This window comes from Cupriavidus sp. FW305-27 (assembly GCF_058787995.1).
The window spans coordinates 40392-53852 of sequence record NZ_JBYTAG010000053.1; the positions used below are offsets into that span (position 1 = coordinate 40392).

The following is a 13461-nucleotide window of genomic DNA, read 5'->3' on the forward strand; positions in this document are numbered from 1 at the left end:
GTTAAGCATCGAAGAGAAGAGCGCCGGTTCTGGCCGGGGTCTGGGGTCCAGCCCTTCAGCGCGTCGCCCATGGTGGCAAATATAATTAAAACCGTACCGTATGGTATTCTTAAATTCGAAATGAGTCGTTCTGATTTATTGAAGCCATGAGCTTGTCACATGGGGAAACGCAGCAGCCTGCCGGCTTTTGGTAGACTGCGCAGGGCCCCCGGCATGGGGTGCGCCGCCACGCCTGCACCAGATGAACTCTCCAGAAAGCGCTTCCCCCCCTGTGGTCCACCACCCGCCCGTGCGCATCACGCGCCGCGGCGAAGAGAAACGCGCGCTGATCCTGAGCACCGCCGCGGACATGTTCCTGGAACATGGCTATGACGGCGTCAGCCTGGATGACATCGTCAAGGCGTGCGGCGGCTCCAAGACCAACGTGTACAGCTATTTCGGCGGCAAGGACGGACTCTTCGTCGCGGTGGTGGAGCGGCTATGCGACCGCTTCCTGGAGAAGACAGAGAAAGGACTGGACCTGTCGCGCTGCAACGCCGCGCAGGGCCTGCACAGGATTGCGCACAGCTTCCTGCATTCGCTGCTGGAAGAACGGCACCTGGCGTTCCTGCGGCTGATCTTTGCGGAGTCGCGGCGCTTTCCGGCGCTGGGCAATGCCTGGTACACGCGCGGCCCGGAGGCAACGTGCGCCTATATCGCGGCCTTCCTGTCCGCGCAGCAGGCCAACGGCATCCGTCTTGCGGCAAGTCCCGAGGCCAGCGCCCGGCTCTTCCACGGCATGGTGCTGGCCAGCGTGCTGCACCGGACGCTGGCAACCGGCATGCGGCCGGACGAAAGCGAGACCGGTGCGCTGATCAACAACGCCATCGCCGTGATCGTGCCGCAGGACTGAAATCGCAGCGCGGATCGCTCATCGCGCCGGGATGTCCGAGATGCCTTGAATGCGCGATCCTCTGGCACAAGGCATCTGATGGGCCAGAAAAACAAAAACCCCGGAAGACCGCGATCTTCCGGGGTTTCGCCGCCATGACTGGCGGAGACGGAGGGATTCGAACCCTCGATCCAGGTTTTGGCCCGGATGCTCCCTTAGCAGGGGAGTGCCTTCGACCTCTCGGCCACGTCTCCCAAACTTGCGTTGTGTGAGGGAGCCACACAACGAAGCGCGTATTCTAGCGGCGCCGCACGTGTTGGTCAACGAAAAATCGATCACTCAACACAAAAATCGCGGCCCCGCCAGAAGTGTTCACGAACGGATCACGCCTGTTCCAGTTCGAAGGCCTTGTGCAGCGCGCGCACGGCCAGTTCCATGTACTTCTCGTCGATCAGCACCGAGATCTTGATTTCCGAGGTGGAGATCATCTGGATGTTGATGCCCTCTTCCGACAGGGTGCGGAACATCTTGCTGGCGATGCCCACGTGCGAGCGCATGCCCACGCCCACCACCGACACCTTCGATACCTTCGGGTCGCCCGACACGCTGCCGGCGCCGATATGCGACTTCACGCCGTCGTTCAGGATGGCCAGCGCGCGCTGGTACTCGCCGCGCGGCACGGTGAAGGTGAAGTCGGTCTTGCCGTCGACGGACTGGTTCTGGATGATCATGTCGACGTCGATGTTGGCGTCGGCGACCGGGCCCAGGATCTGGTAGGCGATGCCCGGCTTGTCCGGCACGCCCAGAACGGTGATCTTGGCTTCGTCACGGGCAAAGGCGATGCCGGAGATGACGGCTGCTTCCATGGTGGAGTCTTCCTCAAAAGTGATCAGCGTGCCCGAGTGCATTTCCTGCTCGAGCGGCATAAGCGGGTCGGTCAGCGACGACAGCACGCGAGTCTTCACGCGGTACTTGCCGGCGAACTCCACGGAGCGGATCTGCAGCACCTTGGAGCCGAGGCTGGCCATTTCCAGCATTTCTTCGAAGGTGATCTGGTCCAGGCGGCGGGCGTCTTCGACCACGCGCGGGTCGGTGGTGTACACGCCGTCGACGTCGGTGTAGATCAGGCACTCGTCGGCTTCGATCGCGGCGGCGATGGCCACGGCCGAGGTGTCCGAGCCGCCACGGCCGAGGGTGGTGATGTTGCCGTCGTCGTCGATGCCCTGGAAGCCGGTGATCACGACCACGCGGCCGGCGTCGAGGTCGGCCAGGATGCGCTCGTCGTCGATCGATTCGATACGGGCCTTGGTATAGGCCGAGTCGGTCTTCACCGGCACTTGCCAGCCGGTGTAGCTGACCGCGTCAATGTCTTCGCCGTGCAGCGCGATGGCCAGCAGTGCCACGCTGGCCTGTTCGCCGGTCGAGGCGAGCATGTCCAGCTCACGCGGATTGGGCTGCGGCGAAATTTCCTTGGCGAGTCCCAACAGGCGATTGGTCTCGCCCGACATGGCCGAAGGCACCACGACTACGCGGTGACCGGCGCGGTGCCATTTGGCCACGCGCTTGGCGACATTCTTGATGCGTTCCGTGGAACCCATCGAAGTGCCGCCGTATTTGTGAACGATGAGAGCCATCTTCTTGTCGACGCCAGCGATTATGCAAAGCCCTTGAAAATACACGAACAAGCCCTGTCAGGCAAGGCGGGAGCGGGATTCGGCTGCAGAGCGGGAGTGATGCCGACGGCGATCCGGCCGCTTCAGTGCGGCGGCATCGCCACTGCCGGCGGCCGCGGATGCCACTCGACGCGCCAGCGCGGCGCCGCCGGGGCGTCCGGCCAGCGGCGGTGCATGCCGAGGCCGGCGGCCAGCACCAGGGTATCGCCAGACCACAGCAGCGGCAGCCAGGCGCGGCGCCAGGCCGGGATGCCGGCTTCCTGGCAGGCTTGCTTCAGGGCCCGGGCCGGACCGCCCGGGCGCAGCACGATACGCTCGCCGCCACTGCGGGCGGCCAGGCGCAAGGGCTGGCGCAGCGCCGCTTCGGGCACGCCGAAGGTGTCATCGCGGAAGAAATGGAGTTCGCCGCGCCAGGCGGGCACGACGATACGGGCCTCGCCGCGCCAGTCCAGCATCACGGGTGCCGGCGCGGCAATCGGTGGCGGCGTGCAGGCCAGCACGCGGTCGCGGAAGCGGCGCAGGACCAGCCCTTCATGCGCGATCGCGGGCTCGCCGCCAGCGTGGGCGACCAGTTGCTCGCGCATCGCCGCCAGCCTGGCGGTGGACGGCGCGCGCACGCCGAGGTCGCGCAGCCAGAAGCGCAGCACGGCATCGGCATGTGCCACGGGCAAGGCGCGCAGCCCTGCCAGGTCGAGTTCGGCAAGCGTGTCGGCATCGCGGCCGGGGCGTGCCAGCGCCGCCAGCGAGGCGGCTGCCAGTTCATCGATCAGTGCGCCTGCCTGGGCGAAATGCGCTGCCGCCTGCACCACGTTGGCCGACAACGCCGGAAAGGCCGCGACCAGCGCCGGCAGGTGCGCGCGCAAGGCATTGCGCGCATAGCGCTCATCGGCATTGGACGGGTCGTCGACCCATTGCAGCGCGTTGGCCGCGCAGTAGGCCTCGATCTCGGCGCGGGCCACATCCAGCCAGGGGCGCAGCAGCGTCACGCCGCTGCGCTCGTCGAGCGGGCGCAGCCCTGGCATGCCGGCCATGCCGGCCACGCCGGCGCCGCGGAACAGCCGCAGCAGCACGGTCTCAACCTGGTCGTCCTGGTGGTGGGCAAACAGCAGCAGGCGCGCGCCGCTATCGGCGCACATCGCCGCCAGCGCGGCGTAGCGCGCGCGGCGCGCGGCCGCTTCCACGCCCTCGCCCACTTCGGGCTGCACCGACACCCGCCGCACGAAATAGCCGACCTGCCACTGCGCGCACAGCGCGGCGCAGAAGCGGTCCCAGTCGTCCGCATCCGCCTGCAGGCCGTGGTGGACATGCAGCGCCACCACGCGCGCGCCAACGCCCCACTCCGCCGCGGCCGCACGGGCGGCATGCAGCAGCGCGACCGAATCGCGTCCGCCCGACAGGGCCACCGCGATCGTCGCCGCGCCCGTGCCGCCGCCAGAAACAACAAAGGCCGCACCGGCCTGGAGGGCCTGTGCGACCTTGTCGGTCAGCCGGGCGGACGGGTCAGTCCTGGGTGCCGGTTTCCTTGAACTTGCCATAGGCGAGCAGGCGCTCGTAGCGGCGGGCCTGCAGCTCCTTCACGCTCATGCCCTGGAACTGGCGCAGCGACTCGGCCAGCGAGCGCTTGAGCATCGCCGCCATGCCCTTGTAGTCACGGTGCGCGCCGCCCAGCGGCTCGCTCACGATCTTGTCGATCAGGCCCAGCGCCTTCAGGCGGTGCGCGGTCAGGCCCAGCGCCTCGGCGGCTTCCGGTGCCTTCTCGGCGGTCTTCCACAGGATCGAGGCGCAGCCTTCCGGCGAGATCACCGCGTAGGTGGCGAACTGCAGCATCTGCACCACGTCGCCCACGGCAATCGCCAGCGCGCCGCCCGAACCGCCTTCACCGATGATGGTGGCGATCAGGGGCACCTTCAGGCCGGCCATCACGTACAGGTTGTGGCCGATGGCTTCGGACTGGCCGCGCTCTTCGGCGTCGATGCCGGGGAATGCGCCCGGGGTGTCGACGAAGGTGAAGATCGGCAGGCCGAACTTGTCCGCCAGCTCCATCAGGCGCTTGGCCTTGCGGTAGCCCTCGGGCTTGGGCATGCCGAAATTGCGCATGGCGCGCTCTTTCGTATCACGGCCCTTCTGGTGGCCGATGACCATGCACGCCTGGCCGTTGAAGCGCGCCAGGCCGCCGATGATCGAAAGATCGTCGGCAAAGGTGCGGTCGCCGTGCAGCTCGTGGAAATCGGTAAAGATCTCGCGCACGTAGTCCAGCGTATAGGGACGCTGGGGGTGGCGGGCGATTTGCGCAACCTGCCACGGGGTCAGGTTGGCGTAGATGTCTTTGGTCAGCTGCTGGCTCTTGCCAGCCAGCCGCGAAATCTCTTCGGAAATATCAACAGCCGAATCGTCCTGCACAAAGCGCAGTTCTTCGATCTTTGCCTCGAGTTCGGCAATGGGCTGCTCAAAATCCAGGAAGGTGGTTTTCATAAAATCACACGTACCTGTCTGTGAAGGGGCGCATTCTACCGGAATTTGGTCGCTATCTTAGCGCCTGCCAGATAGCCCGGACTGCACCTGCCACTAAATTTTCTTGCTGCAATGCCTAATACGTCACTGGGAGCGGGTCAAGACTGCGCCACATATACCACGTGGCCACGGTTCGCCAGGGCTCCCAGTTGGCCGCCACCTCGCGCGCCTCGCTGCGCGTGACCGGCTCGCCGCTGAAGTAATTGGCGGAGATCGCGTTGATCAGGCCGATGTCATCGAGGGGCAGCACGTTGGGCCGCATCAGGTTGAACATCAGGAACATCTCGGCGGTCCAGCGGCCGATGCCGCGTATCTGCGTCAGCTCCGCAATTACCGCTTCGTCGTCCATCTGCGCCCATTCGCCGACATGCACCGTGCCCGCCTTGAAATGGTCGGCCAGGTCGACCAGGTATTCCCCCTTGCGCTTCGACAGGCCGCAACCGGCCAGCTTCTCGGGACCGGCGCGCAGGAACTGTGCCGGGGTCAGCCTGGGGCACAGGGCATGCAGCCGCTCCCACACCGACTGTGCCGCCTTGACCGAGATCTGCTGGCCCACCACCGCGCGCGCCAGCGTGACGAACGGATCCCCGCGCGACACCAGGTGCGCCGGGCCGTAGGTCGGGATCATCTTGCGCAGGATGCGGTCGCGCTTCATCAGGTCGGCGCAGGCCTCGTCCCAGTAGGCGGGGCGCACCGCGTCGATGACGGTTTCGACCGGCAGCGGCACCGCATCCGCTTCGGGCAGCACGGCATTGGCGTTGCGCGTATCCCTGGCCGTGTCCTTGCCGTCAGGCAGTGGCGCCTCCTTGGCGCCAGCCTTGCCCGGGCGCGGACCGGCCGCCTTCACCCGGCCCCTCGTGGCGGGAGGCGTGGCGATGGCGGGCTTGCGCGCGGCAGCGTTCAAGCACGCCTCCACTCGGTGGCACCGCCCGGCTTGTCTTCCAGCACGATGCCAGCTTCCAGCAGTTGCGCACGGATGCGGTCCGCTTCGGCAAAGTTGCGCTCCACCTTGGCGGTCTTGCGCGCGGCGATCAGGGTCTCGATCTGTTCCGGCGAGATGCCGTCGTCGGACCTGCCGCCTTGCAGGAAGGTATGCGGATCGCGCTCGAGCAGGCCCAGCGTGCCTGCCAGCCCCTTGAGCTGGCGCGCAGCCGCGGTCGAGCCGGTGCGGTTGATCTCGCTGGCCAGATCGAACAGTACCGACATCGCAATCGGCGTGTTGAAGTCGTCGCCCATGGCCTCGGCAAAGCGCCTGGCGTGCGGCTCGTCCCAGTCCACCGCGCAGCCGCCCGGCTGGCTGTCCTTGAGCGCCGTGTACAGGCGTGTCAGGGCGTGACGCGCATCGTCCAGGTGCGCGTCGCTGTAGTTCAGCGGGCTGCGGTAGTGCGCGCGCAGGATGAAGAAGCGCACGACCTCGGCGTCGTACGACTTCAGGACCTCGCGGATGGTGAAGAAATTGCCAAGCGACTTGGACATTTTTTCGTCGTTGATGCGCACGAAGCCGTTGTGCATCCACATGTTGACGAAGGGCTTGCCGCTGGCGCCTTCAGACTGCGCAATCTCGTTCTCGTGGTGCGGGAACTGCAGGTCTGCCCCGCCGCCATGGATGTCGAAATGCTCGCCCAGCAGCGTGCAGCTCATGGCGGAGCATTCAATGTGCCAGCCCGGGCGGCCGGCGCCCCACTTCGAGTCCCACTTGCTCTCGGGCGGCTCGCTGGCCTTGGCGGACTTCCAAAGCACGAAGTCGAGCGGGTCCTGCTTGGCGTCGTTGGCGCTGACACGCTCGCCGGCGCGCAGGTCTTCCAGCGACTTGCCCGAGAGCTTGCCGTAGCCGGCGAACTTGCGCACCGAATAGTTCACGTCGCCGTCGCTGGCCTGGTAGGCCAGGCCCTTGGCTTCCAGCTTGCCGATCATGTCGAGCATCTGCGGCACGTAGTCGGTGGCGCGCGGCTCGTGGTCGGGGCGGATCACGCCCAGCGCGGCGGCATCCTCGTGCATGTACTGGATGAAGCGCGTGGTCAGCTCGCCGATGGTCTCGCCGTTCTCGGCCGCGCGGCGGATGATCTTGTCGTCGATGTCGGTGATGTTCTGCACATACGTCACCTCGTAGCCGGCGGCACGCAGCCAGCGGTGCACCATGTCGAACACCACCATCACGCGAGCGTGGCCAACGTGACAATAGTCGTACACCGTCATGCCGCACACATACATGCGGACCTTGCCGGGTTCGATTGGCACGAATGGCTGTTTCTCACGCGCGAGCGTGTTGTAGATGTTCAGAAGCTGCATGAAACGAAGTGAGTGGTGAGAGGAGACTGCCGGGGTTCGCACAGCAGGCAGCACGGGCAGTGGCGCCGGTTGCCCGGCGCCTGGCAGGCCGCCGGCGGCAACGCGGCCACTGGCGCAATTCCGTCGCGCCCCATATCTTACCGGAAGGCGCTGCGCTGGTTGCCTCCGGCACGGCGCCGCCAGCGCCGCGCGAGATGCCGCGCCCGCTGCCCCGATGTCATCGCCTTCGTGCCGGACTTGCCGCTTTGCTAGAATGCCGCGGAGTATAACGGACCTGTCCTCAATGAGCCTGCCGCTGCCCTCCCCGTCTTCTGCCATGTTCGCCGCCCCCGCGCGCCGACGCGGCCATCGCGCCGTACTGCCCCTGCTGGCCCTGGCCGCCGCGCTGGCGGCCCCTGCCTACGCGCAGAACGGCCCGCTGTCGCTGGCCGCGCCGACGACGCCGGTCGGCGGCATCCAGTCGACCGATCCTGGCATGAGCGAGGCCCAGCAGGCCGCCAACGCGCGCCGCTACGACGAAGCCATCAAGGGCTTCGACCGCGTGCTGGCCGCCAACCCGCGCAATGCGCAGGCACGCTTCCAGCGCGCCTGGGCCCTGGCCCAGTCCGGCCGCGAGGACGCCGCCATCCAGGCCTTTGCCGAAATGGCGCAGGAGTTCCCGGAACTGCCCGAGCCCCACAACAACCTGGCGCTGCTCTACGCCAAGCGCGGCGACCTGAAGCGCGCCGAGGCCGAGTTGCTGCTGGCCACCGAAGTCAAGCCGGGCTTTGCCATCGGCTATACCAACCTGGGCGACGTCTACCGCCGCCTGGCCGAGCAGGCCTACACCGAAGCGCTGCGCCGCAATCCGGGCGATACCCGCGCCAGTGCCGGCCTGCGCCAGCTGAACCCTGATGCCGCGGCGCCGGCCAAGCCGGCGGCGCCCGCCGGCACCGGCCGCAAGGCGACGCCAACGCAGCGCCAGGCACCTGCCAGCGCCCCTGCCGCCAACTAACGGCCACTCATTCCAAGGTCCGGGCGCGGCGCGCCCGGACCATGTGCATCATCCAGACATACCGGAGTTCCTTCATGATCCGTTCCCGCCGCATCGTCCTGGCCGGCCTGACCGCAGGCGCCCTGGCACTGTACTCGTTCAGCGCGCTGGCTCAGCAGGCCGCCGAGCGCGTCCAGTTCGTCACCAGTGCCGGCAAGTTCACCGTCGAGCTCTACCCCGAGGCCGCGCCCAAGACCGTCGCGAACTTCCTGGAATATGTGAAGAGCGGCTTCTACAGTGGCACCATCTTCCATCGCGTGATCAATGGCTTCATGGTGCAGGGCGGCGGCTTCGACCGCGACATGAAGGAAAAGCCCACCCGTGCTCCGATCCCGCTGGAAGCCCGCGGCGGCCTGAAGAACAAGGCCGGCACGGTGGCCATGGCACGCACCAGCGACCCCAACTCGGCCACCGCGCAGTTCTTCGTCAATGTGGTGGATAATCCGAATCTCGACTACCCGCAGCCGGACGGCAACGGCTACGCAGTGTTCGGCAAGGTGGTGGAAGGCATGGAGACGATCGACAAGATCAAGAGCGTGCCGACCACGGCCTACGGCCCCATGCGCAATGTGCCGGCCGCGCCGATCGTGATCGAGTCGGCCACCGTCGTCAAATAACACTACCGAACAGAGGAAATCCCATGTCCAAGGTCCAGCTCCACACCAACCAGGGTGTCATCACCATTGAACTCGACGCCGAAAAGGCCCCGAAGTCGGTCGAGAACTTCCTGTCGTACGTGCGCAAGGGCCACTACGACAACACCATCTTCCACCGCGTGATCAAGAACTTCATGATCCAGGGCGGCGGCTTCGAGCCCGGCATGAAGCAAAAGGGCACCGACGCCCCGATCGAGAACGAAGCCGGCAACGGCCTGAAGAACGACCGCTACACCGTGGCCATGGCGCGCACCAACGCCCCGCACTCGGCCACCGCGCAGTTCTTCATCAACGTGGTCGACAACGACTTCCTGAACTTCTCCTCGCCCACGCCGCAGGGCTTCGGCTATGCCGTGTTCGGCAAGGTCGTGGAAGGCACCGACGTGGTCGACCAGATCAAGGGCGTGCGCACCGGCAGCTCGGGCTTCCACCAGGACGTGCCGCTGGAAGACGTGGTGATCGAGAAGGCCGTCATCGTCGAGTAAGCCGATGCCTGACGATTGCGGTTCCGTGCGCATCCACGTGCCGGCATTCCCCTTCCGACACCGCGCATGACCGCAATCCCCCACACGCCGGTGGCCGGTCCCTTCGAGGCACAGGCGCCGGCGTGGTTCATTTCAGACCTGCACCTGACGCCCGGCATGCCCCGCACGCTGGCGGCCTTCGAGCGCACGCTCGAGCGCGCCGCGCAGCACGCGCGCACGCTGTTCATCCTGGGCGACTTCTTTGAATTCTGGATCGGCGACGAAGAAACCGACTCGCCCTTCGCGCAGCGCGTGACCGCAGCCCTGCGCGCACTGGCAGCGCGCGGCGTGGCTGTGTACCTGATGCACGGCAACCGCGACTTCCTGCTGGGCCAGCGCTTCGCCAGCGCTGCCGGTGCCAGCCTGCTGCCCGACCCCGCCGTGATCCACTGTGCCGGCCAGCGCGTGGTGCTGAGCCACGGCGACATGCTGTGCATCGACGACGAACGCTATAACCGCTTCCGCCGCTGGACCCGCAAGCGCTGGGTGCAACGCGTGTTCCTGGCACTGCCGCTGAGCGCGCGTCTGTCGATCGCCCGCAAGCTGCGGGCAGACAGTGAAGGCAACCGCGCCAGGCAGTTGAGCGCGGGAGCGGCCGTTCCGGTGATTTATGGTGACGTGGCGCCCGCGGCCGCGGCCGAGTTGCTCGGCGCCGCCGGTGCGTCGCTGCTGGTGCATGGACACACGCACCGCCCGGCACGGCATGAGGAAGCCGCCGGCGTGCGCTGGGTACTCACTGACTGGGACCTGGACGGCGCCCATCCGCGCGCCGCGGTGCTGCAACTGGATCGCGACGGCTTCCGCCTGTTGCCGCAGACCGACTAAGCGGCAGCGCCGGCCCGGCCCCTTTCCCGCTCACTTCATCAGCCTGCGCAGTTCGCTCGCATCGAAGGGATCGTTCGGCGTATTCTCCAGGTGTTCGCCAAGCCGGTCGAGCGCGGCCAGCACCGCCTCGATGCGGTCGTGCTGGCGCCCCGCATTGTCGATCAGGCTCTTGAGCGCCAGCGACACCGGATCGTCCGCATTGGGCGTGATGCCATAGGCCGAGAACTCCTGCTTGGCACCCTGCTGCGCCGATGGCGCATCCGGCAGGATGATGCGGGCCGGGATGCCCACGGCGGTCGCGCCCGGCGGCACCGGCTTGAGCACCACCGCGTTGGAGCCCACGCGCGCGCCGTCGCCCACCACGAATCCGCCCAGCACCTTGGCGCCCGCGCTCACCACCACGTTGGCGCCCAGCGTGGGGTGCCGCTTCTGGCCCTTGTACAGCGAGGTGCCGCCCAGCGTCACGCCCTGGTAGATGGTGCAGTCATCGCCGATCTCGGCGGTCTCGCCGATCACCACGCCCATGCCGTGGTCGATGAACACGCGCCGGCCCAGCTTGACCGCCGGATGGATTTCGATGCCGGTGAAAAACCGCGCCCAGTGCGAGATCCAACGCCCCAGCCAGTGGAAGCCCGCGTTCCAGCATCGATGCGCAAAGCGGTGGAACACCACGGCATGCAGGCCGGGGTAGCAGGTCAGCACTTCCAGGCGGCTGCGCGCGGCGGGATCGCGCAGCATGATGGTGTCGATATCTTCCTTCAGGCGAGAGAACATCTTGGTCGTGTCGTGTTGCCGCGCCGTGCGCCGCGCCACGCGGGCTGGTGCCCGGGGCAGGGTCGCCGGCGAGGTCAGTGGCCGGTGGGGACGGGATCAGGGAGTGTAAGTGATTTGCCGGGCCCGCTTGGGGTACCGGTGTTTGGCCCCTGATCCGTCAGGGACATTGCGGCGATGCTGCGATCAACATCGCCCGGGCCTGCGCAAACCCGCAGCCGCGGGGCGACAGCACGCGCGCTTGCCGCGCGTGCCTGCCTCGCCCTGCATCGAATCGCTCCGGTTTGCTGCCACTGTCCTTGCTCCTGTCACCGGTCCTTGTGCGGGCCCGGCTGGTTCTGCGCGGCGATCAGCATATGCTTGGCGATGCCGCGCAGGATATTCACTTCCTCGCGCTCCAGGCCGCTGCGTGCCAGCAGCCGGCGCAGCCGGGTCATCAGCCTGCGCGGGTTGGACGGATCGAGAAAACCGATTGCCTCCAGGCCCGTCTGCAGATGGCCGAACATGGCCTCGACCTGCTCGGCCGTGGCCGGCTCACCAGCATAGCCGATATTGGCGCCGGCGTCCGGGGCCGCCTCCAGCAGCGCCAGCCGCATCTCGTAGGCGATGAGCTGCACTGCCTGCGCCAGGTTGAGCGAGGTATAGGCGGGGTTGGCGGGAATATGGGTGACTGCGTTGCAGCGCTCGACCACTTCATTGGGCAGGCCATAGCGCTCGTTGCCGAACACGAAGGCAACGCCGCCGCTGCCGGACAGCGTCTGGCGCGCACGTTCCGCTGCAGCGCGCGGCAGCAGCCGCGGCGGGCCGAATTCGCGGTGGCGCGCGGTCATCGCCACGGTCAGCGCGGCGCCGGCCAGCGCCGCGTCGACCTGATCGACGATGAGCGCGCCTGCCAGCACATCGTCGGCGCCGCTGGCCATGGCGACGGCGTCGGAGTGCCGCAGCACATCCGGCTCGCGTGGCGAGACCAGCACCAGGCTGCCAAAGCCCATGGTCTTGATCGCGCGCGCCACCGAGCCCACGTTGCCCGGGTGGCTGGTTTCGACCAGCACGAAGCGCACGCGGCCAAAAGCGTTGCCGCCGGTATCACCGCTGTTGCCATCGGCAGCGGGCTGGCTCGTATCAATTGCCGGGTTCATATACAATTCGGGGTTCTTCTTTGGCGCGGCGCCAGGTTTTTGCTTGCTCGCGAGACTCTCGCGGCACATTTGCAGCAGAACCGGCGACGCCCGACGTTCTTCTACAATCCGTTGTGTTGTCAGCTGCCCATGAGCGGGCGTGCGGCGCTTTTGCGCCCCGCCGCGTCGTCGTGGCCGGCCTGGAGAGATTCATGCATCCGATGCTCAATATCGCCATCAAGGCGGCCCGCAAGGCGGGATCCATCATCAACCGCGCGTCGCTCGACGTCGATCTGGTGCGCGTCTCGCGCAAGCAACACAACGATTTTGTCACCGAGGTGGACCGCGCCGCCGAAGCCGCGGTGATCGAGATCCTGCGCACGGCCTACCCGGAACACGGCATTCTAGCGGAAGAATCCGGCCAGTCCTGGGCCGAGGGTGAAGACTCCCACGAGTACACCTGGGTCATCGACCCGCTGGACGGCACCACCAACTTTATCCACGGCTTCCCGCAATACGCGGTCTCGATCGCCCAGCTGCACCGCGGCACGCCCGTGCAGGCCGTGGTCTACGACCCGACCCGCGACGAGCTCTTCACCGCCAGCAAGGGCGCCGGCGCCTTCCTGAACAACCGCCGCATCCGCGTTACGCGCCGCGACAAGCTGGCCGACTGCCTGATCGGCACCGGCTTCCCGTTCCGCGACCTGGAAGGCCTGGACGAATACATGGAATTGTTCGCGCTGATGACCCGCAACTGCGCCGGCCTGCGCCGCCCGGGCGCCGCCGCGCTGGACCTGGCCTATGTGGCCTGCGGCCGCCTGGACGGCTTCTTCGAGCGCGGCCTGCAGCCGTGGGACATGGCTGCAGGCATGCTGCTGATCACCGAATCGGGCGGCCTGGTCGGCAACTACGCCGGCGAGCCGCGCCAGATGGAACAGGGCGAAGTGCTGGCCGGCAATCCCAAGGCGTTCGCCCAGATGGTGCGCCTGCTGTCGCCGTTCTCGCTCGACAACGCCAAGCCCGCCGCCTGACACCGGCACATGGCCTGACGGCCAGATCAGCCACACCCCGACGCCCGCCGCACCCCGGCGGGCTTTTTGCATGGTGCGCCCCGCGTGCCACCGCACCCAGCACTGCAGACCTTTCTCATTCCCGAGACGGCCATGATCCTCGTCAAGGTCGCCCCACCC

The 13461-nt window shown here is 67.1% G+C and carries 13 protein-coding genes and 1 tRNA gene; 6 read left to right on the top strand and 8 right to left on the bottom strand.

Features of this window, described 5'->3' with window-relative positions; translation table 11 throughout:
* The first annotated feature begins 241 nt into the window (after window positions 1-241).
* Window positions 242-892 (top strand): TetR/AcrR family transcriptional regulator, encoded by a 651-nt coding sequence (locus AC3WRI_RS23405; RefSeq protein WP_051398466.1) that lies wholly within the window; start codon window positions 242-244, stop codon window positions 890-892.
* 139 nt (window positions 893-1031) lie between these two features.
* Here AC3WRI_RS23405 and AC3WRI_RS23410 read toward each other — a convergent pair.
* From AC3WRI_RS23410 to cysS, 6 genes are all read right to left on the bottom strand, one after another.
* Window positions 1032-1125, bottom strand: a tRNA-Ser gene (locus AC3WRI_RS23410).
* Window positions 1126-1254: 129 nt separating this feature from the next.
* On the bottom strand, window positions 1255-2505 hold the full coding sequence (locus AC3WRI_RS23415; protein WP_010808959.1) for an aspartate kinase: 1251 nt from the start codon (window positions 2503-2505) through the stop codon (window positions 1255-1257).
* 122 nt (window positions 2506-2627) lie between these two features.
* Window positions 2628-4079, bottom strand: a complete 1452-nt coding sequence (gene tilS, locus AC3WRI_RS23420) for a tRNA lysidine(34) synthetase TilS (RefSeq protein ID WP_369597125.1) — start codon at window positions 4077-4079, stop codon at window positions 2628-2630.
* Window positions 4045-5016 carry an acetyl-CoA carboxylase carboxyltransferase subunit alpha gene (locus tag AC3WRI_RS23425; protein ID WP_010808961.1) on the bottom strand — a complete coding sequence of 324 codons (972 nt, stop codon included), beginning with the start codon at window positions 5014-5016 and terminating at the stop codon, window positions 4045-4047. Before AC3WRI_RS23425 ends, tilS begins: the two co-directional genes overlap by 35 nt.
* Window positions 5017-5131: 115 nt before the next feature.
* Complete coding sequence (locus AC3WRI_RS23430) at window positions 5132-5959, bottom strand: DNA-3-methyladenine glycosylase family protein (RefSeq protein WP_058696899.1); 828 nt, start codon at window positions 5957-5959, stop codon at window positions 5132-5134.
* Window positions 5956-7344, bottom strand: a complete 1389-nt coding sequence (gene cysS / locus AC3WRI_RS23435) for a cysteine--tRNA ligase (RefSeq protein WP_011614939.1) — start codon at window positions 7342-7344, stop codon at window positions 5956-5958. The genes AC3WRI_RS23430 and cysS overlap by 4 nt, the downstream gene beginning before the upstream one ends.
* Before the next feature lie 283 nt (window positions 7345-7627).
* Here cysS and AC3WRI_RS23440 point away from each other — a divergent pair, with 283 nt between their 5' ends.
* The 4 genes from AC3WRI_RS23440 (at window position 7628) to AC3WRI_RS23455 (ending at window position 10382) form a co-directional block, all read left to right on the top strand.
* A complete protein-coding gene (locus AC3WRI_RS23440; protein WP_439668688.1) occupies window positions 7628-8338 on the top strand; it encodes a tetratricopeptide repeat protein in 711 nt (236 codons plus the stop codon).
* Window positions 8339-8412: 74 nt separating this feature from the next.
* Window positions 8413-8994 (top strand): peptidylprolyl isomerase, encoded by a 582-nt coding sequence (locus AC3WRI_RS23445; protein ID WP_058696901.1) that lies wholly within the window; start codon window positions 8413-8415, stop codon window positions 8992-8994.
* A gap of 23 nt (window positions 8995-9017) precedes the next feature.
* Window positions 9018-9518, top strand: coding sequence for a peptidylprolyl isomerase (locus tag AC3WRI_RS23450; RefSeq protein WP_010808966.1), 501 nt, complete (start codon window positions 9018-9020; stop codon window positions 9516-9518).
* 66 nt (window positions 9519-9584) lie between these two features.
* Window positions 9585-10382, top strand: coding sequence for a UDP-2,3-diacylglucosamine diphosphatase (locus AC3WRI_RS23455; protein WP_041687246.1), 798 nt, complete (start codon window positions 9585-9587; stop codon window positions 10380-10382).
* A 30-nt stretch (window positions 10383-10412) separates the two neighbouring features.
* Here the strand turns inward: AC3WRI_RS23455 and cysE are convergent, their stop codons facing one another.
* Together cysE and AC3WRI_RS23465 are read right to left on the bottom strand one after the other, a co-directional pair.
* Window positions 10413-11156, bottom strand: coding sequence for a serine O-acetyltransferase (gene cysE / locus AC3WRI_RS23460; RefSeq protein WP_010808968.1), 744 nt, complete (start codon window positions 11154-11156; stop codon window positions 10413-10415).
* A 305-nt stretch (window positions 11157-11461) separates the two neighbouring features.
* Window positions 11462-12292, bottom strand: coding sequence for an RNA methyltransferase (locus tag AC3WRI_RS23465; protein WP_371852234.1), 831 nt, complete (start codon window positions 12290-12292; stop codon window positions 11462-11464).
* Window positions 12293-12483: 191 nt separating this feature from the next.
* Here AC3WRI_RS23465 and AC3WRI_RS23470 point away from each other — a divergent pair, with 191 nt between their 5' ends.
* A complete protein-coding gene (locus AC3WRI_RS23470; RefSeq protein ID WP_010808970.1) occupies window positions 12484-13302 on the top strand; it encodes an inositol monophosphatase family protein in 819 nt (272 codons plus the stop codon).
* The last annotated feature ends 159 nt before the right edge of the window (window positions 13303-13461 follow it).

Bases quoted from the DNA above. Each gene is read 5' to 3' on its own strand.
- AC3WRI_RS23470 (WP_010808970.1), top strand. From the start codon at position 12,484: ATGCATCCGATGCTCAATATCGCCATCAAGGCGGCCCGCAAGGCGGGA.
- AC3WRI_RS23440 (WP_439668688.1), top strand. From the start codon at position 7,628: ATGAGCCTGCCGCTGCCCTCCCCGTCTTCTGCCATGTTCGCCGCCCCC.
- AC3WRI_RS23455 (WP_041687246.1), top strand. From the start codon at position 9,585: ATGACCGCAATCCCCCACACGCCGGTGGCCGGTCCCTTCGAGGCACAG.
- AC3WRI_RS23425 (WP_010808961.1), bottom strand. From the start codon at position 5,016: ATGAAAACCACCTTCCTGGATTTTGAGCAGCCCATTGCCGAACTCGAG.
- AC3WRI_RS23415 (WP_010808959.1), bottom strand. From the start codon at position 2,505: ATGGCTCTCATCGTTCACAAATACGGCGGCACTTCGATGGGTTCCACG.
- tilS (WP_369597125.1), bottom strand. From the start codon at position 4,079: ATGGCAAGTTCAAGGAAACCGGCACCCAGGACTGACCCGTCCGCCCGG.
- AC3WRI_RS23465 (WP_371852234.1), bottom strand. From the start codon at position 12,292: ATGAACCCGGCAATTGATACGAGCCAGCCCGCTGCCGATGGCAACAGC.
- cysE (WP_010808968.1), bottom strand. From the start codon at position 11,156: ATGTTCTCTCGCCTGAAGGAAGATATCGACACCATCATGCTGCGCGAT.
- cysS (WP_011614939.1), bottom strand. From the start codon at position 7,344: ATGCAGCTTCTGAACATCTACAACACGCTCGCGCGTGAGAAACAGCCA.
- AC3WRI_RS23450 (WP_010808966.1), top strand. From the start codon at position 9,018: ATGTCCAAGGTCCAGCTCCACACCAACCAGGGTGTCATCACCATTGAA.
- AC3WRI_RS23445 (WP_058696901.1), top strand. From the start codon at position 8,413: ATGATCCGTTCCCGCCGCATCGTCCTGGCCGGCCTGACCGCAGGCGCC.
- AC3WRI_RS23405 (WP_051398466.1), top strand. From the start codon at position 242: ATGAACTCTCCAGAAAGCGCTTCCCCCCCTGTGGTCCACCACCCGCCC.